We start from the raw sequence: 23726 nt of genomic DNA, 5'->3' as shown, positions 1-23726 counted from the left end.
TGATGAAAATTTTAACGTTTAATACAGAAGAGCAAATTAACGAAGTAGGGGCAGCTATTATTGCAAGTGTTGTACAAACTAAGGCTGCGGCGGTGTTAGGCTTAGCGACAGGCGGTACACCAGTTGGCATTTATAAGCAATTAGTAGAAACGCATCAGCGTGGACTAGTCAGCTTCAAAGATGTAACGACATTTAATCTTGATGAATACGTTGGTGTTGCTCCAACTCATCACCAAAGCTATAACCACTATATGAACGAAAATTTATTCAATCATGTTGATATTGACGCTACACTTACAAATATTCCATCAGGGCAAGCGAGTGATTTACAGGAGGAATGTCGTCGTTATGAGCAAGCGATTGAGACGGCTGGCAGTATCGATATTCAGTTGCTTGGTCTTGGACATAATGGTCATATTGGCTTCAATGAGCCCGCAGCTAATTTATCAAGTAACACGCATGTTGTTGAGCTAGCTGAAGCGACAAAGGTTGCTAATGCGCGTTTCTTTACAGATGAGGAAGAAGTACCTAGCTTAGCGATTACGATGGGCGTTGGTACGATTTTGAAAGCGAAAATGCTGCTACTAGTTGTGAAAGGTGAAGATAAGGCGGAAATTGTTAAGCGTGCGCTAACGGGCCCGATTACGACAGATTGCCCGGCCTCATTGCTACAAACTCATCCTAATCTAGTTGTTCTTTTGGATACTGCTGCAGGGAATTTACTATAATGAACAGCGTGTGTATTAAAAATGTGAATGTTGTATTGCCGCATACTGTGCTTGAAAATAGCTGGGTGCTCGTGGAGGAAGGTCGCATTGCCGCTGTTGGAGCAGCGGATGCAACGCCTCCAGCCTATCAAGTAGCTACTCGTGAGCTTGATGGCGACGGTGGTTATGCTGTTGCTGGCTTTATTGATATTCACGTACATGGCGGTGCAAGCGGGGACTTTATGACTGCGAAGAAAGAGGAGCTTCATACGATTACTCGCTTTCATATGGAGCACGGAACAACGACGATGCTAGCGACAACGGTTACTGCGTCGCGTGATGAATTGACGGAAGTGATTGATACGGTTGCTGAGTATCGGCGTAAGCCAATGCCATATGCTCAGCTTATCGGTGTTCATCTTGAAGGTCCATTTGTTAATCCGCAATGGAAGGGTGCGCAAAATGAAAGCTTTATGGTCACACCACAGTTAGAGTGGCTCAATCAGTGGGCTCGGCAGTATCCTGGCATTGTAAAGATGCAGACATTAGCGCCTGAGCTAGATGGTGCCTTGCAATATATTGGAGCACTGAAAGAGCAAGGGATTGTTGCGGCTTGTGGTCATACGGATGCATTATATGAAGAGATCGAGCATGCAGCCCGACATGGATTAACGCATGCTGTGCATACGTTCAATGCGATGCGTGCGCTTCATCATCGAGAGCCGGGTACGGTTGGTGCTGTGATGCTTAATACAAGCATTACAGCTGAAGTCATTGCAGATGGACAGCATGTTCATCCAGCGGCTATTAAACTATTAGTAAAAGCTAAAGGTGCCGATCACGTTGTACTTGTTACAGATGCAATGGCGGCAGCAGGTATGTCTGACGGTGAATATTTACTTGGCATATTACCTGTTATCGTAGAGGGCGGTATTGCTCGCTTGAAGGAAGGCGGCAGCTTAGCAGGCAGTACGCTCACGATGATTAAGGGCTTCCAATATCTTATACAAGAGGTTGGCGTATCGATAGCGGAAGCTAGTCGGATTGCAAGCCTCAATCCAGCTCGCGTGATCGGAATAGATGAGCAATATGGCAGTCTTGAAGTAGGTAAGCGTGCGGATCTATTGTTGCTTGATAAGGAGCTGGCGATGAAGTCGGTCTTTATTGCCGGGGAGCAGACTTTGATAACGAAGTGATACAGGATGGTTACTCGGCATCATAAGATAATTATTATAATATAATGAATAAGGAAAACTAATCTTCTTATTGTGCAAAAAACACAATGCTAGAAGATATAGGTTTCCTTTTTTTTATTGTTAGCTATATTAGTTTATATAGATACTAGCGGCTTTTTCTAAAGAAAGGCGGATTAATTAGATCAATATCACTCCAGTACACGTATATATGCAATAGATTCATCATTACTAATGAAGAGGTGTATATGGGATGGCGGAGTATCAAATGTCTAATCTAATAGGAAAGAACGTTCAGCTAGATAGAGGTGGACCAGAGTCTAGAGTAGGGCTTGTATTAGCAGTCGGTGACGATTACTTGGTGTTGTCAACTGTAAATGAGGGAATCGTTTATTACTATCTTGATCATATCAAAAGTATTACACTTGTAAAGAATGAATCCTCACAGGATGTGATAAAGCCAGTATCTCGACTGAACTATGTAAAAACTGGAACGATGAAAGATGTCTTTCAATCGATGAAGTACAATCGCATTCAAATCAACCGTGGCGGTCCTGAAAGCGTCAAAGGTGTATTAACTGAAGTTTACGATAATTATATTACGATCGTATTAAAGGACGAAGCTCTTCTAATCCTCTACTCTCATATAAAAAGTTGCAGCTTCATTAGCGCGGAGAGTTCGGAAGAAAGCAACAAAGATAACAACAATGAAAACAACAAAGATAGCAACAAAGATAACAAGCAAGATAGTAACAATGCAGGCAAGGGTAGCGACAACCAAAAAGATAATAAAAATGGCAATCAAAAATCTAGAAATAATTACAAGAATAAAGCTAGCAAATATAATAATAAAGTGAAAAAGTAACTATGTAGAAACCAGACAAGTTTTGTTTAGCTTCGTCTGGTTTTTTATTACATTCAATTCTAAAGTAAGACTGTAATACATATTTAACGCAATTGTTGAAATGATTTGGTTTATTACACTCTATTATGTGTACAATAGTAATATCACATCTAAAGGAGCGTGCAATATGCAATCAATTACTGGAAAAGTAGCATTAATTACAGGAGCAGGACGAGGTATTGGACGGGCAACAGCAATCGCTTTTGCACAAGAGGGGGTTCACGTAGGTCTTGTTGGGCGTACGCTGGAAAATTTACAACTAGTAGCCCAGGAGCTTCAGCAATATGATGTAAAAGTAGCGATAGCTGCGGCAAATGTTGCGGATTTGGACTCGATTACGTCAGCGGTTCAGTCGATCAGAGATGAGCTTGGTGCAATTGATATATTAGTAAACAATGCGGGAATTTCAAAATTCGGCGGCTTTATGGATTTAACGCCAGAAGAATGGACTAATATTATTGATGTGAATGTAAAGGGTGTATACTACACAACACGCGCTGTATTGCCTGAAATGATCGAGCGCAATAGTGGCGATATTATTAATATTTCATCAACAGCAGGTCAACGAGGCGCACCAATTACTAGTGCATATACAGCTTCCAAAGCAGCCGTTATCGGGTTAAGTGAGTCATTAATGTTAGAAGTACGTAAGAAAAATATTCGTGTGACGACATTAACGCCAAGTACAGTTGCAACGGATATGGCTGTTGAATTGAATTTAACAGACGGCAATCCAGAAAAAGTGATGCAGCCTGAAGATTTGGCAGACTTAATGGTTGCCCAGCTTAAGCTTCATCCGCGTGTTCTATTAAAGCATGCTGGTCTTTGGTCTACGAACCCTTAATCGTAGCGGTTAGGTAATTTTGTACGTCATTAATAACAATCATTTATAAGTTAGGGGATATGCCTGTAGTCAGTTTTATAATGACTATGGGCATATCCCCTTTATTGGGCATTCATTTCGATGTGAAGGGCTATACGTCTCAAATTCGCAGTAAGTGATGATAATGAAAACGGTTTACAATTGATGGTTAAGTCGATATAATAAAGATATGAACGCGTGTTCATAATAATTTGTAATAGATTATCTAGCTTGTGAATGACATATTCATATAAAAAACTACGATAGATCACATTGAGGAGGCACTTCATGAGTAAACAGCGAGTAATCGTCACTGGAGGCAGTGGCTTAGCAGGAAAATGGATATTGAAGCATTTTGTTGAACAAAATTATGAAGTTATTAATTTAGATATAAAAGCTCCCGACGAGCAGATCTGCCGGACAATTATTACAGATTTAACGGATTTGGGACAGGTTCATAATGTACTTTCACAATATGCAGGTGGACATCGGGAAAAAGTAGCGGGCATCGTTCATTTTGCTGCGATCCCACAAGCGTATACACATCCGAACGAGGTGTGCTACCGCAATAATGTAATGACTACATACAATATTCTTGAAGCGGCAGCAAATTATAATATCGATAAAGTTGTTATTGCATCAAGTGAGTCCTCGTATGGTATTTGCTTTGCAAGTGAATTTTTTGAGCCGAACTATTTACCGATGGATGAACAGCATCCTCAGTTGCCAGAGGATAGCTATGGATTATCGAAAATTGTAAATGAGGTAGCAGCAGAAACATTTCATCGACGTAGCGGAATGCAAGTGGTTAGCTTCCGTCTAGGAAATATTTTAGTACCCGAGCGTTATGCGGCTGTGAAGGCACGCTTTGATCATCCAGAGGATCGCCTCCGCATTTTGTGGAGCTATATTGATGCAAGAGATGTAGCATCTGCTTGTCAATTAGCGATCGAGACCGATGGACTCGGAGCAGTTGCTTTGAATCTAGCTGCAGATGACATCTCTTCAGATCAGCCAACTACGGAATTAGTGAAGCGCTACCTGCCAGGTGTAACTGATATTCGTGAACCGCTTGAAGGCAGAACGACGCTTCTATCGAGTGCTAAGGCGAAGCGGTTGTTAGGCTGGAAAGCAAAGTATAATATTATGGAACAGTAGAGGAAGTTCAAAAAGCGGACTTTGATAACGATGTGCAGCTATGTAGCATACTCGACATCGAATATGAAGCGAACTTGGAAAGTACGGTTCGCGTGTACGTAATCATGTACACTTGCGCTTCCGCCTTTCTCAAGTAGCGCTCCATCTTCTCGGTTCTGAAAGCCCGCTTTTTGAACCTTTATTGGAAGAGGAAGTTCAAAAAGCGGGCTTTGATAACGATGTGCAGCTATGTAGCATACTCGACATCGAATATGAAGCGAACTTGGAAAGTACGGTTCGCATGTACCAATTACGTACACTTGCGCTTCCGCCTTTCTCAAGTAGCGCTCCATCTTCTCGGTTCTGAAAGCCCGCTTTTTGAACATTTATTAGAAGAGGGAGTTCAAAAGTGCAAACCCAGCTGTCGATCTAAAATCGGCAGCTGGGTTTTTATTTTTATCATAGCAAAGCTATTCATTACATTAGAGGACTTATGCAGTTCATAATGCATTGTAAGGAATATTACGTTTGAAACAGTTAAAAAGCATTGATAGCCTTTAAGGAGCGTGTGCTTTAACTTTGCTCGATTTCATATGATAACCACCCAATAACCGCGCTCCTGAGCGAAATAAAGGTAAAAGTGTCTTTGTATGCTCCCCAATCGGGTGGGAAGCAGCAAAGGACCTAAATAAAGCAAGACTGACTTGTCTCTCATGGTTGATTTCCATTGTATTCCTGTTCAAGTTTGTTAAACTTAAACAAAGAAGTAATAATTTAAAAAATCTAAAGAACTGCTTAAGTATGTGTGTGCTGGGGATTTCTGTGTAGTACTAGTTAGATGCTTCATATCTATAGTGTAAAGAAATAGAGATCTTAGTTTGTGAATAAGCTGTTATAAGAAATATCCGAAAATCTAATAAAAACAATAAATTTTAAGGAAGTTTAAAATGATTAGAAAACATAGTGGTATTAATTTCAATGAATTTATTAATCAGAAGGTTACTGAAATTAATAGAATGTATCCCATAATTACTTTCGAAGAGGCTTTCTTAACTATCGAGTGCGCTTGGCGGTTAAGAAAAGGAAGCTTTATTGAAGAACACTATTAAAGACATTATTCATTATGATGACATTTCCGATCTCAGTATTGTATTTGACAATAATATTAGTTTAGAGCCTTTTTCCTACTAGTCATTGTATATCTTATAACACAGTATTCACGCTGTGGCTGCGCCTTGGTCAGCAGAAGGAATTCAGGATGTGCTGGCTGTCTGACAACTTGCTACGCAAGTTCATGAATACAAAAACGTTATATGAAACTTCCTATTAACAAAACAACATTAATTAAATTGATAGAAATCAGGAGGTGTTAACTATTCATACAATTAATTACGATAGAAAAACATTTGTATCGATAGAGAACGCAGACAATGGTGAAGTTACGAGTGAGACAGTATTTAAGTATAGACAACAGGATCGAATGGTTTGGGCCGATTATTCAGGTGGTGAAATACTACTAGGTCACTTAGTTGGAACAGTTGATGATAGCGGAAAACTTGATATGAGATATCATCATATTAATGAAAAGGGTGAATTAATGACGGGTGTATGTAGTTCAACCCCTGAGCTACTAGTTGATGGGCGAATAAGAATTTATGAAAGCTGGCAATGGACATGTAAAGATCAATCTAAAGGACAATCAATAATAGAAGAAATAAAAACATAGAAGCGGTCTATACTATTATCACACTCAAATCCACTTTCAAAAAAAGGCTCAAAACCAAAACCAGCGCTTGACGAAATATGAATGGACATACGGAAGTAGCTCCATTTCACGTACTTTGACGCTACTTTTGGTATTGCTACGCCGCAAGTGGAGAATGAAGCACAAAAATGATCTTCATTGTGTACGGATGGTAATCAAGTGGGGAATGAAGTATAAACGAGCGGACTCACAGGACGCTAATTAGCTAAAAACCAACACTTTAGGATGTAAGAGGACTCACAGGACTCTATTGATCGTTTAATACTGAACATTTACTAGCAAACGAGTGATTAAGGTCCCGTGAGTCCGCGTAAACTCGAAATGAGCGGAGAACGCAGAAATAAGGTCCTGTGAGTCCACTATCTGAAAAATGATCAATCATGCCCATAGCGTACCTGATGTCCGCTTACGTATACAAATTTAAACAGTCAAGCACTTATTATGAGGTTGAGCCCAAAAAAAGGTGGATTTTTTTGTCGCGCCTATTTACAAATGATAATCACTAGTGTATTATTTAACTCATACACTAACATGCGAAAGGCGGTATATTGTGAATCAAGTTGAAAATAACAAAGATAATATTATTTTAACGGTAGACCAGCTGACTAAGAAAATCGGTAAGCAAACACTTGTCAATCAATTAAGTTTTCAAGCTCGTAAAGGTGAGATTGTTGGTTTGCTTGGTCCAAATGGTGCAGGTAAAACTACGACGATTCGAATGATCGTTGGACTGATCAAAATGACGAGTGGCGATGTGTTCATTCAGGAGAAAAGTATTCGGAGCCAATTTACAGAAGCGATTAGACATGTAGGGGCAATTGTCGAAAACCCAGAGTTCTATTCTTATATGACGGGTCTAGATAATTTGAAGCAATACCAAAGAATGTCTGAAGGTGTTACCGAAGAAAGAATGCAGCAGGTAGTAAAGCTTGTTGGACTAACTGATGCGATGAACAAGAAGGTGAAAGCATATTCTCTTGGCATGCGTCAACGTCTAGGAATTGCACAAGCACTGCTGCATAATCCAAGTATCCTTATTCTCGATGAGCCAACGAATGGTCTTGATCCAGCTGGTATTCGTGAGATGCGTGATTATTTGAAGCAGATTGCAGCGGTAGAAGGGATCGCAATTCTAGTATCAAGTCATCTGCTATCTGAGATGGAGCTGATGTGCAGTCGTGTCGTAGTTATTCAGCAAGGGAAATATGTAACAGAGCAATTACTAGCGGATAGTGCTAGTCCTATCTCAAGTAATGAAGGGGTTAAGCTAATGATTATCGTTGATAATACAGAATTAGCAGCCTCAACGATACATTCCTTACCATCGGTTAACGTGCTAACTGTTAATGTGGAAGCGCAAAGTATAATTCTACAAACGAAGAATGAGGCTGTACCTAGTATTGTACGTGCTCTTAGCGAGCAAGGCGTCGGACTATATCGGATCATTGAAGAAAAACAAACGCTTGAAGATGAATTCTTGAAATGGACTGGAGGTGGCCAAATTGTTTAGCTTTATGAAATTGGTACACAATGAATCACAAAAACTCTATAAGAAAAAAAGCTTTTTCATTGCATATGCGCTAATAGCAATTATGGCAATCGCTGCAGCAATCATCATTAATCAGACGATATTACGAGAAAATATAGGTGTAACTGATTATGTGAATCTCATATTAGGTCTAAATGGATTTGGCGTAATTGTTGTTTTGATTGCTCTGATTTTTACTTCAAGTATTGTAACGGTCGAGCATCAGCTTGGTACGATTAAGTTTCTATTAATACGTGCTCATTCACGCTCCACTATTCTAGCATCAAAATATGTAACATTAATTTTTTATATCATTGCACTAATGTTATTTACTACAATAATTGCATTAGTTATGGGTTTATTGTTACTTGATACGTCCAATCTTTCTATAACGCTTGTTTTGCAAAATATTGCGAGCACATTTATATACACGATGATATATGCAACGCTAATGTTCATGTGCGGAGTCTTAACCAGATCAATGGGAGCTACGATTGGTATTGGTCTAGCACTCACCTTCTTAGAAAGTCTTTTTGTTATGTTGTTATCTCGATATGAATGGGCAAAGTATACGTTATTTCTAAATACAAATTTATCAGCTTATCTCAATGATGGAGCACCTATGGAAGGTATGACATTAGGTTTTTCAAGTATAATGATTGCTCTATATTTGGCACTGTTTCTAGCAATTTCATTTACTGTATTCAACAAACGTGATATTTAATCAATGATAGATTTCCATTGACAGGGAAGGGAGTGCAACGTTATATGGCAATCGAATTTGATAATAATCTACCTATTTACTTGCAAGTGATGGATTATATTAAGAAGCAAATTATTGCAGGCCATTTGAAACCAGGTGAAAAAATTTTGTCTGTTCGCGAATTGGCAACGGAACTGCAAATTAATCCGAATACGATACAACGCACATTTCAAGAACTCGAACGAGAGATGATTGTTGAGACAAGACGCGGATTGGGAAGATATGTGACAAGTGAGGAGACTAAAATTATGGAGATCAAAAAAGATATGGCAAGCAATCTTTTAGATCATTTCATTCAAGGAATGCAAGAACTAGGCTTTGATAATGTTGATATTGTTAAAATTGTAGCTCATGCAGTGAATGAATCCAATGATGAACAGGAGTGAGGAACGAATGAAACCTTTATTAGAGTTTCGTGATGTCGTGAAGAAATATGGAGCAAAGACGGCAGTAGATCATGTTTCTTTCCAAATACAACCTGGTAAAATTGTTGGTCTTCTAGGTAGTAATGGTAGCGGAAAAAGCACGATGATGAAGATTGCTGCAGGTATTACACATCCCACTTCAGGTCAAGTCCTCATTGACGGCATAGCAGTTGGCATTGAAACGAAGGTTATCACTTCTTTCATGCCTGACAGTACATTAACAGAAGACTGGATGAAGGTAAAAGACGCGATAGCGTTCTATCAGGATAATTATGCTGATTTTGATCCAGCGAAAGCGAAAGATATGCTAGATTTTATGAAACTGAACAATAATGATCGGGTGAACACATTATCCAAAGGGATGAAAGAACGATTGCAATTGACGTTAACTTTATCGCGCAATGCCAAGTTGTATATGCTGGATGAACCCATTGGCGGTGTTGATCCCGTTGCAAGAGGGAAAATATTAGATGCTATTGTAGAATACTACAATGAGGAAAGTAGTATTCTTATTTCAACACATTTACTCCAAGACATTGAACGTATATTTGATGAAGTGATACTTGTGAAGAACGGTAAGCTGCTTTTGCAAGACGAGGTTGAGAACATTCGCATCAATCAGAAGAAAAGTATTGATGAACTGTTCAAGGAGGTCTACGCGGAATGTTAAAACTGTTTAAGTATAATTGGTTGCGAAACAGTACTATTTTCTATGCAACGATCACCGTACTACTTCTATTTCAAGCAGCATTAATGATTGCTGACAACTTTGGCGGATTAATAGGTGAGTGGACGCTAGTATTAAGCGTGTTCGCTTTTGCTATTGGCGGTTTCATTCTGTTTACGCAAATTTGTTTTACGTACAATAATAATTTGAAATCGTATAGCCGAAGATTGCTCCCTGTTGCACCAATCAAAGAAATCTGCGCATTATTGTTATTACAAATCATTTATGTTGTTATTATGGCAGCTGTAATTGCAATAGTATATGCGATACTGCTGCCGATGATTTCAGTTATCAATATGGATTTTATTCATACCTTCTTAGATAGACCTTCTTTAATGATTAGAGGGTTGATCTACACGATTTGGACTGCGGTAAGTATATTAGTATTTATAATGCTTGCGGTCGCCATTGCTGCCTGCTTTACGACGAAAAATCGTGTCTGGATTGGAATTACGACATTCATTATAATTACTGGAGTTATTGCATATATTTCAGAGCTGCTATTTGGCAATGGTATGGTTGGAAGTTATGAATCGAAGATTGCGGGAGATGGCTTTAGTATATCAGTAGCCGACATGAACTTTGTGGGAATGGCTGGTAAGATCGCTTTTGATGTTATAACGACGTTGTTGGCTATATATGCGATGACCTATCTAATGAACAAGAAAATAGAATTATAATATTAAATTGGCCGTTTTTTCTATCATTATCTTAAAAACGATTAGAGCCTCGCTAGTTAGCATTAGCTAACCAGCGAGGCTCTAGTTTGTCATTCTAATTAAAGGCTCTTAACTTTAATTTACTCTTGGATAGTCTCAGTTGTTTCTGTTGACTCAGTTGTTGTGTCTGTTGTTGTGTCTGTTGTTGAATCGGTTGTTGGTTCAGTTGTTGGTTCAGTTGTTTCAATTGTCTCAGTAGAATCTTGATTGTTTGTTAATGAAGGTAAAGGTAGGAATAGCAGATTAAGTGGCATATTGCTACCTGGTGATACTAAGAACATCAAAGTTACTGATTCCTGTCTGCTTCCAGTACGGTGTAAGAAGCCAGCTTCTGTAGGACCTGTTAGAATACTATTGCTTAGCAGTTCAACTACTTTATCGTTAACAATAAATGAACCACCATAATGGCCCCCACGAGGATTCAAGACGATCGCAGTATTAGGTGCAACTTCAAGTTGTAGCTTGTACAACACTCCACCATTACCCCAATTCGTTACCGCCTCACCAGTTATAGCATCAATACCTTCTAGCAACTGATCGAAAGCTTTTTCGCCTTTGTCACCTAAAATAAGCTTGTCAGAACCATTTTCTCCTAGTACTTTATCAGCTGTTATTACACGATTACCATTCGCAAATGTACCACGAACATGTTTCGTATCATGTGCACTTTGTTGTAATGTAGTAAGCGCAGCAATTTCATCTGTATCCTTTTCAGTAGCTACTAATGTGAATTTCAATGGAAGATCATCACTTACTGTATATTCAGCGAAAATAGTCATCGTTTGATTCTTTTTGATAGGACTCAATATACCATCTGGAATAAGGTCTACAGATTCTCCAGGTTGAACCGCGATTCTTTCAGAAGGCTCATTATCTAATATTTGTTGAAGATAGCGTTTTACAGCCGTTTTACCACTAGTAGTTACATACTTTGCCGGACCAGCAGCACCGAAATAATCTTTGTCGATATATGCTGTTTCGGTATTTTCGTTCGTAACAATAAGATGTAATTCAAGCTCTTGATTGGCGCCATTTTGTTTGTGTATATTGAATCTTACTTTACCACTAAGTGTATCGATGTAATCAATAGCAGGGCCTAACAGCAGCTCAGGGCTATTCGTACGTGTAATTGTAACTTCTTCTGGTGTTATCGTATAAGGAATTGGAGCAATACCTAAAGCAAGACTAGACTCGATAGGGAACTTGCTACCGCTGTTTGTGAAATTTAGATAAAATTGTTCTTTCGTATACATTACTTCATCTAATACTGTAATTTCTTTGCTTACCGTGGACTTAAGTCCAGGTCCATCTTGAATGGCTAAAGTAATCGTATGTTTACCTGGGGTAAAGAACGCAGGTTGGTTGTTACTCCAAGTGTTTCCAGTAATAGCCGTATCATCTGTACTTTGATTTGTATATACGACGGGCTCACCCATTTTATAAGTATCCTTATCTGTTACGAATGCTGCGATGGGTGCTTCATTAGCTTTGAGTACATTGATAACTACATTGTACGGAGCACTCCAAATACCGTGCTCATCTTGAACCCGATGCGTAATCGTGTATTGTCCTGGTTCATTATAGATCGTTTGTTTGCCAACCCATTCCTCTGCAATGATTGCATAGCCGTAAGGACTTGAGGAAGAATCAGTAATTGTGACATTCGTTTCACCAGCAATGATATTCTTTTCATTAACAACAAAATTAGCTGCTGGTGCTGAATCCCAATTAAGTGTTACCTGTTTTCCTTTTACTGATATTTTACTACCAGTCATATCAGCCCAAGTACGAATAGGTACCATTAAGTTACCATCTTTCGCATATGGTGCTCCAGTAGCTTTGAAATTTTTACCGTTAAGGGTAGCATTAGTAGAACCTTGTTTGAATGAAATCTTCTTGTTTTTAATAGAGGCAATTGATGATTTCGTTTTTGCATCATAACTTACATTAAAACCGTATATTTTTGCAATCGTTTTGAACTGAATATAGGATACACCTTTAATAACACTAATGGGAATGTCGGTAGTCGTTTTAGTGTTGTTGAAGGTAATTTCTTTACTGTCCATTGTGAACACAACAGAGTTTTTTTCAGTTGTTGCAAGATTGCTCTTAGCATTAACTACCTGTGGATTTAACCAACTTGTAGCGCCTGTTAACATTAGAGATAACATGCCCAATAATGCTAATCTTGTTGTCATAGCTGTAAGTAATTTTTTCATTTTGTTTCTCCTTTATGTTGGGATAGCAGTTTGTTTTTTTCTGCAAAGTTTCATCCATAGAGTATAACGACATAATCAACCTAATAGTTGCGGTTTAAATTCATAAGTTATAGAAGTAGCGTAAAATATCGTGAAACATCGATTAACTTTGACAAAATAACCATATATTGAATGTTTATAATGCCATGTTATAAACAATTATAGCTTGGATCGTTAGCATTAGCTATCGACCCAAGCTATAATTGTTTGTTTTAATAGATTAACTGTTAGTTAATGAAGGGATAGGTAGGAATAGAAGATTAATGGGCATATTACTACCGGGTGGCGCCATGAACATTAAATTCACTGTTTCTTGCTTATTACCGGTACGGTGCAGAATACTTGCTTCTGTAGAACCTACTAAATTACTGTTTTTTGGCATTACTTCTACTATTTCATTGTTAACGAGAAAGGCCCCGCCATATTGACCACCTCGAGGATTCAAAACAATGGCAGTTTTAGGTGAAACTTCAAGCTGTAGTTTGTATAATACCCCGCCATTATCCGAATTAGTTACTGGTTTGCCTGTTACAGCGTCAATTCCTTGTAGCATCTGATCATAAACTTTGTCGCCGAAAATTAATCTATCTGCACCTTTTGCTCCTAGAACTTTATTTGTTGTAATCTTGCGGTTACCATTTTCAAATGTACCGCGAACTTGTTTCGTATCATTGGCAGTTTGTTGTAATGTTTTAAGTGCAGCAAGTTCATCTGTACGTTTTTCAGTAACCAATAATGTGAATTTTAATGGAGAATCTTCAGGTACCGTATATTCAGCGAAATAGGACATCGTTTGATTCGTATGCATTGCGCCATTCCCAGTTCCAAAAAGTTCATAAGTTTTACCTGGTAAAAGTGCTGATTGAGATGCTGGTAAATTATTTTTTATATCTTGAAGATAGTATTGTGTAGCTTGTTTACCACCTAATGTTACATAAGGTGTAGGGCCGGCTCCAACGTAATGATTTTGATCGATATAAACAGTTTCGGTATTTTCATTTGTTACCATGAGATGCAACTCAAGATCTTGTTTTGCACCATTTTGCTTATGAACATTAAATCTTACTCTTCCACTAAGTGTATCTGTATAGTCAATTGCTGGGCCCATAACAAGCCCTGGACTATTCGTGCGTACAATCGTTACATCTTCAGGTGTTATCGTATAAGGAGTTGCAGCAATGCCTAAAGCAACACTAGAATCGATAGGGAACTTTTCACCGATTTTTGTGAAATTTAGATAAAATTGATCTTTCGTATACATCACTTCATCTAATACTGTAATTTCTTTACTGGCTGTGGAAGTAAGACCTTCTTCATCAAGAATGGTTAAAGTAACAGTTTTTTTACCGGGAGTAAAGAACGCGGCCTCTTTACCAGTCCATTTGCTATAGTCAATTCCATAATCGTCCTTACTTTTATTCGTATAGATAACAGCCTCACCTATTTTATAACTATTTTTATCCGTTGTGAAAGCTGCAATAGGGGCTGTATTAGGTAAATGAACCTGTAAATACACGGTATATGGATAGCTCCATACACCTCGTTCATCCTTCACTCTACGAGTAATTTCGTAACTTCCTGGTTCATTATAGATCGTTTGATTACCAATCCATTCTTCAGCTACAATATCAAAACCGTATAGGCTTGATGAGTTGTCAGTGATGGTGACTTGTGTTTGACCAGCAATGATCTTGTCTTCATTAACATTGAAGTAAGCTTCTGGTGCTGTATTCCATGTAAGTGTTACAGTTTTTCCATTCACTAATACGTCACTTCTTGTCATCTCAGCCCAAGTATTGAAATACACCATTAAGTTACCGTCTTTCGTGTAGGGAGTTCCAGAATAGTATTTGCGATCGTTTACAGTAGCCTCATCGGATCCTTGCTTAAATGTAATCTTATTGCTTTTATTAGAAGCAACTGAAGATTTCGACTTTGAATCATAACTTACTTTGAAGCCATATAACGTGGCAAATGTTTTGAACGGGATGTAAATTGTATTATCAACAACAGTAATAGGTACCTTAATCTTGGACTTTGTACCGTTAAAGGTAATTTCATTACTACCTATCGTAAATACAATCTTGTTTATTCCGGATATAACATTATTGCTGTCAGCAATAGCCACTTGAGGATTCAACCAGTTTGAAGCGCTTGTTAACAATAATGATACGATGCATAATAGCACTAACTTTGTTGTGCTATATTTAAGAAGTTTTAACATGTTATCATTCCTTTTCATTGGATTTGTACAACATATACTTATACCATTATTTTTCTCCATACAATATGACGGAAAAAGGTAAATAATAGTTGCGATGTAAAATGTAAACATAAAAATAAATGTAATATCAAGTGACATTTGCATAGTAGATATTAAATTCAAGAAACAAAAATGCCCTATAGCAAGTCCAACACTTCAAGTAACCTTGAAAGATGAACGGTATAGGGCATCAGTCTAATATCTTACATCACAAATATGAATCGAAAGCTTATTTAATTAAGCTTGCAAGAACATTATCGATCATTTGTGTATTTGCAATTGGACCAGTATACAACCAACTAGACTCTGGACCGAATTCATATACTTGACCGTTTTTCACAGCTGGAATTTCACTCCAGATCGAATCTTGTAATGCTTCAGAACCGGTAGCAGTATCACTGTTAACTAGAATAATATGATCGGCTTCAAGTTTTGCCAATGCTTCTAAGGAAACAGAACGCCAAATACCAGTGTCACCTTCGGAAATCGTTTGAACTAGCTCAGGAACTGCAAATCCAAGATCATTATACAGCACATCACCGCTAGATTGATGATCGTTAACGATCCAGAACGTTTTGCCCACTAACCAAATAGCCGCTACGGATTCATCTGCTTTAATTTCAGTAGCAAGCTGTGATTTCGCATCGATTGATTTTGCTTCATAAGCATCAAGAGCAGCTTGGGCTTCTGTTGATTTGTTAAGTACTTCGCCAATGGCTAACAGTGATTGACGCCAGTCACTGTTAATTTCAGCACCTAGTGCGTAGGTAGGAGCTATTTTGGCGTAATTAGCATATTTATCATCAGCGATTAAAGTTTCATCTCCGATTAGAATAAGATCAGGAGTATAGCTAAGTACAGCTTCAAACGGCAGATCATAAGGGATAAGCGGTACAGATGCAAGCTCAGATTGTAAATACAACATTGGAGCTTCACCAATAGCCCATTGAGCTGCTGGTTGAACATCTAATGCTACAAGATAATCTTCTAGATACGAAGCGATAATACGCTCAGGCTTAGCAGGTACAATAACTTCATGACCTAATGGGTCAGTTAAAGTACGTTCTACATTGTCTTCAATTGCCTCATTTTCTTCAGTCACCTCATTGTTTGCAGGTGATGTTTCTTGAGGTGGATTGGAGTTGCTAGTATTGTTATTACCGCATGCCGCTAACATAGCTATAATCATGATGGCACACAATAGTTGGAATACGTTTTTCTTTCTATTTGTTAATGACACTTTTTCTTCCCCCTAAAATTGTCTAGTGATGCTGCGAATAGATAATGATACTCAATATCAATAAGCTTAATTCTAACAACAGCAGTTTATTTGTCTATATCTATAAGTCATTTATTTCATGCACAAAATGACATGACTGCAAATGATTGCGACTTTGAGAGAGAAATAGATGCTCTTGAAGCTCTAATTGCTTATAAAGAGAATAGACATCATTAGCATGGAAAATACGTTTGTCAATAAAATAAATTCTATTGCTCTGATAGGCAGATAGGCTTTTCCACACGGAATGATTCATTATTTCAGTCACATAATCTTTACTATCTGCATCAAAGGGGTAGCTAATAATCATATGATCTGCCGCATATAAAGGTAATTGATCTAGCGGAAGCTCTAAGGGAGAATCTTTACCTATAATTTTCTTTTTGATCAATTCAGGTGCATGTAATGCTAGTCCTTCATATAAATTATAGCCTCCACGGCCATGAAGTTCATTCATTACCCAAATATTACGACTAGGGGCGAGCTCATATAGACCAACTGTTTCATTGGGATGTATAATAGTTTGAATACTTTGTTTTACCCTCTGAGCTTGTTGCTTGTATTTGTCGATAAATTGTTCAGCTTCTTGCTCGCGCTTAAGTGTATGTGCAAGCGAACGAAATCGCTCAAAAGAATTGCCATAAGGTATAATGATAGTCGGAGCTATTTTCGTTAAATTATTCAATAAGGTGTTACCAAGCCATTTGGGTGCGATAATAAGCTCAGGGTCTAATGCAATGATGCTTTCTACCGAACTTCTACCAACATCAACGACATCTTCTAACATTTCTCTTAATAAGTACAATCCCTGTAATCCATAGAAATATGATGCCCCTACAGGCTTTATTCCTAATGCCAGCAAGTTACCGATCCAATCATAGACAATCATTCGCTTAGGCTTGTCAATATAACCTTTGGGGGAAATACCTGTCATTTGCTTGAATTTCCTACTCAGATACAGACCATTGGAGTATCCCACATTCGCTGCAATTTCATTCAGATTGAGGTCTGTAAGCAGCAGTTGTTCTTTGGTTTTATCTATTCTGATGTTAGCCATATATTCTGAGAAGCCTACTCTGGTCTCTAATTTGAATATTTTAGAGAAGAAGCGCGGGTGAAATCCGGTGAATTTGGCCATACCGTCTCTGGTAATTTCATCTTGATAATGCTGATGCATATAAGTAATCACTTGCTGAATCGTGTCTCCATGATGTGTGGAGTGTTGCGATGCAAGATTAGAGTTTTGTTGATGGATGGAAGGCAAAAGCTCATAGAGCAATGTTTGCTGTTTGAATGAAATATGTTTCTCTGTAGAATGGCGCAGCTCCAACAACTCTTTGGCGACTTCAATAAACCGATAATAAGATATGCCGTAGATAGGTCCATCTTCACGCCAATATTGTTTGGATTCTTCATAAATGATTGGCTCGGTTGCATCAGCTTGTACAAGCTTTAATATTTGAAAAGATATAATATATACAACTAAGTCATGTTCAGCCATCACGTTAAATTGCAAGTAACAATCACGATTGCAAAAAGTTGCTGTACCAGGATAAAGCATGACCGTCTTATCATTAATAAGTAACTCAGACTTTCCTTCAACGGTTAGAATAATACTATAGGCATCGTTCCATTGACGTTTATGTGTTTCTGTTGCCAGCAAAGTATGTTGCATGATTTGCTTATAGCAATATAGATAGTCCAATTTCGGATAACTCCTCTCGTATCAAAGTAACAATATCATTTGCGCCAAAATCAATAATGCTCTATACTTTGTTGTTGTGAATATGATAATCACTATCAATATTAGAATGAGATATAAATAGTACTTATGTCAACGTAATTATGTTATAGAAAAGAGGTTCTAGATGATTAGACGATTTTTCAGTTACTACCAACCATACACCCGTCTATTTATTATTGATTTTGGATGTGCGGTTTTAGCTGGTTTACTGGAGTTAGCCTTTCCGATAGCGGTTAAGGTATTTATTGATAAGTTATTACCCAATGAGGAGTGGAATCTCATTATATGGGCTTCCGTAGCATTATTAGCATTATATGTGCTCAATACTTTTCTACTTTATATTGTGAATTATTGGGGACATGTGCTTGGTATTAGTATTGAGACAGATATGAGAAGAAAGTTATTTGCTCATATTCAGAAATTATCATTCCGCTTTTTCGACAATACGAAAACAGGTCATCTTATTGGTAGACTGACGAATGATATGAACATGATTGGTGAAGTTGCCCATCATGGTCCTGAGGATTTATTTATTGCAGTGATGACGTTAGTTGGTGCGTTTGTTATGATGCTATTCATTAACTGGAAGCTGGCAGTACTTACTTTTGTTATTGTGCCATTTATTATTGTTGTCGTTATCTACTTTAATAAAAAAATGACAAAAGCGATTCACCAGCTCTATAGTGATATTGGGGACTTTAATGCACGAATTGAAGAGAATGTAGGCGGTATTCGAGTAGTTAAGGCATTCTCTAACGAAAAATTTGAAGAAGAACAATTTGAAGTTAACAATAATCGTTTTCGTCTCACGAAATTATTATCCTATAAACTTATTGCCAAAAATGGTTCAATCAGCTATATGATGATGAGATTCGTTACTTTATTCGTTATGGTGCTTGGTACTTGGTTTGTTATTAGTGGAGACATGACTAACGGTGATTTTGTTGGATTTATTCTATTAACGAATGTCTTCTTCAAACCTATTGAAAAAATTAATGCCATTATTGAGAGTTATCCTCAGGGTATAGCCGGATTCAAGAGATATATCGAACTATTAGATACGAATCCCGATGTGGCAGACGCACCGGATGCAATTATATTGGACAAGATGAATGAGAAAATTGAATTTAAGGATGTTTCATTCGGTTATGACGGAAAGCAACCGGTACTTAATCATATCGATTTGACGATTACAAAAGGAGAGACTATTGCTTTTGTTGGACCTTCTGGTGCAGGCAAAACAACCATTTGTAGCCTGCTTCCAAGATTCTATGATGTAGATCATGGTTCAATTTGTATCGATGATATAGATATTCGCCGGTTTACTCAGCATTCTCTACGTAAGCAAATCGGAATTGTGCAGCAGGATGTATTTTTATTTTCAGGCACGATCCGTGAAAATATTAAGTACGGTCAATTGGATGCTGATGATGAGGCCGTATGGGCAGCCGCACGCCGTGCTAAGTTGGAACAATTGATCGAAGCACAGGAGGATGGATTAGATACTGTTATTGGTGAACGTGGAGTGAAGCTTTCAGGTGGTCAGAAGCAACGATTAGCGATTGCACGTATGTTCCTCAAAAATCCTCCGATATTAATATTGGATGAAGCGACTTCGGCATTAGATACGGAAACAGAATTAGCGATTCAGGAATCATTAGCTGAGCTATCCAAAGGAAGAACGACACTTATTATTGCTCACAGATTGGCGACGATTAAGGATGCAGATCGTATTGTTGTTGTGACCGAACAAGGAATAACAGAGCAAGGTAGTCATGACGTACTTCTATCTCAAGATGGCGTGTACCGCCGTTTACATCTAGCACAATTCGGAGGATAACATCATGGTTAATGATGTCAAAGATTCAGCAGCGGTCAAGGTTCATTCAAGACCAATCGCAGCGATAATAACACTTATTGGTGGATTAATTGCAATAGTCGTTGCAATTGCGATATCGATATCGATTGGCTTCGCCGAGATGCCTCTTTCTACAGTATGGGATGCAATTTTTCACTATAACTCAACGATATTAGATCATAAGATTATTCATACTTTGCGTTTACCTCGTATCCTAGCTGGGGCGATGGTAGGGGCTAGCTTTGCGGTCGCGGGTGCGATCATGCAAGGGATGACACGTAATATTTTGGCAGATTCAAGCTTATTGGGTATTAATGCAGGTGCTGCGTTAATGCTTACAATAAGTTTGGCCTTTTTCCCATCAGCACCATTTCACATTATATTACTATTCTCATTTGTAGGAGCGGGGCTTGGTGCTTTTCTCGTATATGGTATAGCAGCTATGAACCGAGGTGGTGTATCTACTGTTCGACTTGTGTTGGCAGGAGCGGCGATTAGTGCATTATTATCTGCGCTAAGTGAAGGGATTTCGCTTTATTTCAAAATAGGTCAAGATATCGCTTTTTGGTATGCTCAAGGTGTGTCAAGTGTTAAGTGGGAGCAGCTTGAGATGTTATTGCCATGGTTCATTATTGCGATGGCAGGGGCAATCTATTTTTCGCGATCTGTTACTATACTAGCGCTTGGAGAAGAGGTTGCGAGAGGTCTAGGTTTAAGAACAGGATTCGTCCGATTAATATGCGCTATTATTGTCCTTATGTTGGCAGGGGCATCTGTGGCGCTTGTTGGTTCCATTGGTTTTGTGGGACTTATCATTCCACATATCACTCGCAAACTAGTGGGATTAGATTATCGACTAATTATTCCATGCTCTGCTGTACTTGGAGCGTTACTTATTATACTTGCCGACTTATTAGCAAGAATGATTAACCCTCCATATGAGACTCCCGTTGCGGCTATCGTAGCAGTTATTGGTGTTCCTTTCTTCTTGTATTTGGCTCGTAAAGAAAGGAGAGCGATCTAAGTGAGACAAGCAATGAATGGTGCAGTTGAATTGAAAAAGAAACGTAGTAAAGCGACTATACTGATAACATTTGGCATACTTATCATGATTTCTTTCATCCTTAGTATGAATACGGGGTATATGAAGATTGCACCAATTGAATTATTCAAAACATTATTTGGTCAAGGTACTGCTCAGCAGCAATTAATACTTTTTGATTTTCGCTTACCAAGAATTGTAATCTCTGTATTAATCGGTGCAGGGCTTGCGGTGTCAGGTTGCATTATGCAATCTGTATCACGCAATGCATTAGCCGACCCAGGAATACTCGGTATTAATGCTGGTGCTGGTTTGATGGTTATGATATTTGTTTCCTTCTTCTCTGTAACGAGTACGGGACATATTTTCTTACTGCAAGTTCTTGCTTTCGTAGGTGCGGGACTAACCGCTACAGTAATCTTTATTCTGTCATATCAACGTAACCAAGGAATTTCTCCGAATAGTTTGCTTCTTACGGGGATTGGTGTTGCAGCGGGAATTAGTGCAGCCATGGTTATTCTTACGATTCGATTAAAGCCGGATCAATATCAATTTGTAGCTTCATGGTTGGCGGGAAGCATATGGGGGACCAATTGGAAATTTGTTATAACATTAGTGCCATGGATATTCATTCTCATTCCTTATTTGATGTACAAATCCAATGTATTGAACATTATTAGTTTAGGTGAGGAACGTTCGATAGCACTGGGTATCTCTGTCCAACGGGAACAGATCAAGTTGCTTGTAGCAGCTGTTGCACTTGCAGCAGCATGTGTTTCTGTAAGTGGAGGAATAGGGTTTGTTGGATTAATCGGACCTCATCTAGCTAGAAGATTAGTAGGTTCGCAGCATAATATTTTGCTACCGACTGCAGCATTAGCAGGATCATTATTAGTTATTGTCGCAGATATGCTTGGGAGAGTTATTATGGCACCTGCTGAAATAGCGACAGGAGTAGTTGTAGCAGTAATCGGAGCTCCATACTTTATCTATCTCCTTATTAAGATGAAGTAGCAAAATTGGTGATTTGAATCACATGCTATTAACGTAAACTGATTTATACTGAAGGTAGTGATAACGACTATCACTAATACGGCTTGAGTACAATGATTTCAATGAAGCAGGGAGGAATAAAGGATGAAAGTATTTAATCTAGAAAGCCATTTGCAGGATCAGGACAAGTATATGAATCCTCTTACCAGTTTTGAGAAAACAAAGGTAGTCCAGATTCAACTTAAGAAAGGCAACGGTATTCCGGAGCATAGTGCAAATGCGGATGTACTTATCGTAGTTCAAAAAGGCAAAGTAGCATTTAATGTTGCTGGGGAGCGAGTCGAGCTTACGCCTAGCAATATGTTATATATGGAGCTGAAAGAGCAGCATAGTTTGCAGGCACTAGAAGACGTAGAGCTATTACTCATTCGTGTTGAGAGATAATCATTTCATATGTATAAATAAAACATCTTTCAGCTTGATTAGGTTGGTGTATCAACTTAATCAAGCTGAAAGTCTGTTTTTGAACCTTCAATTCGCCCCGAATTCTACGATTATCCACAAATTCATCTGAGTCCTTGAGATCTTGTTGTAATATATCATGACCTAAGCAGTTCATACCTCTTTATGGAATCGTTAACCTCGATTTTTTTGAAATCATATATGTAGATTAAGGAACTTATCTTGAACTATGCTTGTTTTGATAAAATAAATGGCTCCGTGCTATCATGCGAAATAGAGTAAAAAGTGCCCTTGTTTGTCCAGTAACCAGGACCTTGATGCGAAATAGAGTAAAAAGTGCCCTTGTTTGTCTCGTAACCAGCACTTTGATACGAAATAGAGTAAAAAGTGCCCTTGTTTGTCCAGTAACCAGCACCTTGATACGAAATAGAGTAAAAAGTGCCCTTGTTTGTCCAGTAACCAGGACCTTGATGCGAAATAGAGTAAAAAGTGCCCTTGTTTGTCCAGTAACCAGCACTTTGATGCGAAATAGAGTAAAAAGTTCCTTTGTTTGTCTCGTAACCAGCACCTTGATACGAAATAGAGTAAAAAGTGCCCTTGTTTGCTTCATTTCCCACATATGCATAACGGAGAAACCTAGTGGCCCGAATGTATCTGTTGTAGTGACACTATTGGCATTACAGCGCCACAATTGCTCGAATGTATCTGTTGTAGTGACATTTTTGCTTTATTAAGTTGGTTAATGACCTAAGAATTAACCGAATTTCGCGCTAATTGGTATAAAGTATGTGCTCTATTATTATAATCTCATGCTTAAGGCTACTAGTACTTAGAGGTATATGGGTCTATTGGAACGCTTGAAAAGACTGAAGTCACAAGTATATAAAAATTTTTTATGGGAAAATAGGAAAAAAGAAGGGAATTCATTGAGAGACTAGAATGTAAATAAGCAGAGACTGCAAAATATTTCATAAAATGACAAACCAAATGTAGGAAAAAAGGCAAATTCGTCGAAAGGCGGAGACGCAAAGCCACGGGTCTAATTTATCGAGTAAAGCTCGATGAGATGATAGCCGGGTCGCTCAAGGCAAGTGGTT

Annotated in this window: 22 protein-coding genes and 1 riboswitch; of the genes, 16 read left to right on the top strand and 6 right to left on the bottom strand. The window is 38.3% G+C overall.

Going from position 1 to position 23726, the window contains the following annotated elements; genetic code table 11:
- The first annotated feature begins 2 nt into the window (after positions 1 to 2).
- The 5 genes from nagB to AC1TPB_RS03675 all read left to right on the top strand — a co-directional run bounded on the left by nagB (position 3) and on the right by AC1TPB_RS03675 (position 4824).
- Positions 3 to 728 (top strand): glucosamine-6-phosphate deaminase, encoded by a 726-nt coding sequence (nagB, locus tag AC1TPB_RS03695; protein ID WP_482075445.1) that lies wholly within the window; start codon positions 3 to 5, stop codon positions 726 to 728.
- Entirely contained in the window at positions 728 to 1903 is a 1176-nt protein-coding gene (nagA, locus tag AC1TPB_RS03690) for an N-acetylglucosamine-6-phosphate deacetylase (protein ID WP_482075246.1), read from the top strand. The genes nagB and nagA overlap by 1 nt, the downstream gene beginning before the upstream one ends.
- Positions 1904 to 2153: 250 nt before the next feature.
- On the top strand, positions 2154 to 2765 hold the full coding sequence (locus AC1TPB_RS03685; protein WP_482075245.1) for a hypothetical protein: 612 nt from the start codon (positions 2154 to 2156) through the stop codon (positions 2763 to 2765).
- Between the two features lie 166 nt (positions 2766 to 2931).
- Positions 2932 to 3648 (top strand): 3-ketoacyl-ACP reductase, encoded by a 717-nt coding sequence (locus AC1TPB_RS03680; protein WP_482075244.1) that lies wholly within the window; start codon positions 2932 to 2934, stop codon positions 3646 to 3648.
- Positions 3649 to 3954: 306 nt separating this feature from the next.
- Complete coding sequence (locus AC1TPB_RS03675; protein ID WP_482075243.1) at positions 3955 to 4824, top strand: NAD-dependent epimerase/dehydratase family protein; 870 nt, start codon at positions 3955 to 3957, stop codon at positions 4822 to 4824.
- Positions 4825 to 4862: 38 nt separating this feature from the next.
- Here the strand turns inward: AC1TPB_RS03675 and AC1TPB_RS03670 are convergent, their stop codons facing one another.
- Positions 4863 to 5144 carry a hypothetical protein gene (locus tag AC1TPB_RS03670; protein WP_482075242.1) on the bottom strand — a complete coding sequence of 94 codons (282 nt, stop codon included), beginning with the start codon at positions 5142 to 5144 and terminating at the stop codon, positions 4863 to 4865.
- A 606-nt stretch (positions 5145 to 5750) separates the two neighbouring features.
- On the opposite strand from AC1TPB_RS03670, the gene AC1TPB_RS03665 reads away from it, so the two are divergent.
- The 7 genes from AC1TPB_RS03665 to AC1TPB_RS03635 all read left to right on the top strand — a co-directional run bounded on the left by AC1TPB_RS03665 (position 5751) and on the right by AC1TPB_RS03635 (position 10691).
- Positions 5751 to 5912, top strand: coding sequence for a hypothetical protein (locus tag AC1TPB_RS03665; protein WP_482075241.1), 162 nt, complete (start codon positions 5751 to 5753; stop codon positions 5910 to 5912).
- 257 nt (positions 5913 to 6169) lie between these two features.
- Entirely contained in the window at positions 6170 to 6529 is a 360-nt protein-coding gene (locus tag AC1TPB_RS03660; RefSeq protein WP_482075240.1) for an avidin-fold protein, read from the top strand.
- Positions 6530 to 7118: 589 nt separating this feature from the next.
- On the top strand, positions 7119 to 8078 hold the full coding sequence (locus AC1TPB_RS03655) for an ABC transporter ATP-binding protein (RefSeq protein ID WP_482075239.1): 960 nt from the start codon (positions 7119 to 7121) through the stop codon (positions 8076 to 8078).
- Between the two features lie 4 nt (positions 8079 to 8082).
- Positions 8083 to 8820 carry an ABC transporter permease gene (locus AC1TPB_RS03650; RefSeq protein WP_482075238.1) on the top strand — a complete coding sequence of 246 codons (738 nt, stop codon included), beginning with the start codon at positions 8083 to 8085 and terminating at the stop codon, positions 8818 to 8820.
- 44 nt (positions 8821 to 8864) lie between these two features.
- Positions 8865 to 9245: a GntR family transcriptional regulator gene (locus AC1TPB_RS03645; RefSeq protein ID WP_482075237.1), complete on the top strand. Its 381-nt coding sequence runs from the start codon at positions 8865 to 8867 to the stop codon at positions 9243 to 9245.
- A 7-nt stretch (positions 9246 to 9252) separates the two neighbouring features.
- Positions 9253 to 9954: an ABC transporter ATP-binding protein gene (locus AC1TPB_RS03640; protein ID WP_482075236.1), complete on the top strand. Its 702-nt coding sequence runs from the start codon at positions 9253 to 9255 to the stop codon at positions 9952 to 9954.
- Positions 9948 to 10691, top strand: coding sequence for a hypothetical protein (locus AC1TPB_RS03635; RefSeq protein WP_482075235.1), 744 nt, complete (start codon positions 9948 to 9950; stop codon positions 10689 to 10691). The genes AC1TPB_RS03640 and AC1TPB_RS03635 overlap by 7 nt, the downstream gene beginning before the upstream one ends.
- 119 nt (positions 10692 to 10810) lie before the next feature.
- Here the strand turns inward: AC1TPB_RS03635 and AC1TPB_RS03630 are convergent, their stop codons facing one another.
- The 4 genes from AC1TPB_RS03630 to AC1TPB_RS03615 form a co-directional block, all read right to left on the bottom strand.
- Positions 10811 to 12949: a stalk domain-containing protein gene (locus AC1TPB_RS03630; RefSeq protein WP_482075234.1), complete on the bottom strand. Its 2139-nt coding sequence runs from the start codon at positions 12947 to 12949 to the stop codon at positions 10811 to 10813.
- A gap of 259 nt (positions 12950 to 13208) precedes the next feature.
- Positions 13209 to 15212: a stalk domain-containing protein gene (locus AC1TPB_RS03625; protein WP_482075233.1), complete on the bottom strand. Its 2004-nt coding sequence runs from the start codon at positions 15210 to 15212 to the stop codon at positions 13209 to 13211.
- Between the two features lie 268 nt (positions 15213 to 15480).
- Positions 15481 to 16491 carry an ABC transporter substrate-binding protein gene (locus tag AC1TPB_RS03620; RefSeq protein ID WP_482075232.1) on the bottom strand — a complete coding sequence of 337 codons (1011 nt, stop codon included), beginning with the start codon at positions 16489 to 16491 and terminating at the stop codon, positions 15481 to 15483.
- Positions 16492 to 16591: 100 nt separating this feature from the next.
- The gene (locus AC1TPB_RS03615) at positions 16592 to 18235 is read right to left on the bottom strand and encodes an ABC transporter substrate-binding protein (RefSeq protein ID WP_482075231.1); all 1644 of its coding nucleotides are present in this window, start codon (positions 18233 to 18235) and stop codon (positions 16592 to 16594) included.
- 163 nt (positions 18236 to 18398) lie between these two features.
- Between AC1TPB_RS03615 and AC1TPB_RS03610 the strand changes: the two genes are divergently transcribed.
- The 4 genes from AC1TPB_RS03610 to AC1TPB_RS03595 all read left to right on the top strand — a co-directional run bounded on the left by AC1TPB_RS03610 (position 18399) and on the right by AC1TPB_RS03595 (position 22611).
- Positions 18399 to 20114 carry an ABC transporter ATP-binding protein gene (locus tag AC1TPB_RS03610; RefSeq protein ID WP_482075230.1) on the top strand — a complete coding sequence of 572 codons (1716 nt, stop codon included), beginning with the start codon at positions 18399 to 18401 and terminating at the stop codon, positions 20112 to 20114.
- A 4-nt stretch (positions 20115 to 20118) separates the two neighbouring features.
- Entirely contained in the window at positions 20119 to 21156 is a 1038-nt protein-coding gene (locus AC1TPB_RS03605) for a FecCD family ABC transporter permease (RefSeq protein ID WP_482075229.1), read from the top strand.
- 12 nt (positions 21157 to 21168) lie between these two features.
- Positions 21169 to 22188, top strand: coding sequence for a FecCD family ABC transporter permease (locus AC1TPB_RS03600; protein WP_482075444.1), 1020 nt, complete (start codon positions 21169 to 21171; stop codon positions 22186 to 22188).
- Positions 22189 to 22311: 123 nt separating this feature from the next.
- Complete coding sequence (locus AC1TPB_RS03595) at positions 22312 to 22611, top strand: cupin domain-containing protein (RefSeq protein ID WP_482075228.1); 300 nt, start codon at positions 22312 to 22314, stop codon at positions 22609 to 22611.
- Between the two features lie 245 nt (positions 22612 to 22856).
- Here AC1TPB_RS03595 and AC1TPB_RS03590 read toward each other — a convergent pair whose 3' ends face one another.
- Positions 22857 to 23246: a hypothetical protein gene (locus AC1TPB_RS03590; RefSeq protein ID WP_482075227.1), complete on the bottom strand. Its 390-nt coding sequence runs from the start codon at positions 23244 to 23246 to the stop codon at positions 22857 to 22859.
- A 373-nt stretch (positions 23247 to 23619) separates the two neighbouring features.
- Positions 23620 to 23715: riboswitch (cyclic di-GMP riboswitch) on the top strand.
- Positions 23716 to 23726 lie beyond the last annotated feature (11 nt).

It is taken from the genome of Paenibacillus sp. Y951 (assembly GCF_056786395.1).
This window is presented reverse-complemented; position numbering and strand designations above follow the sequence as displayed.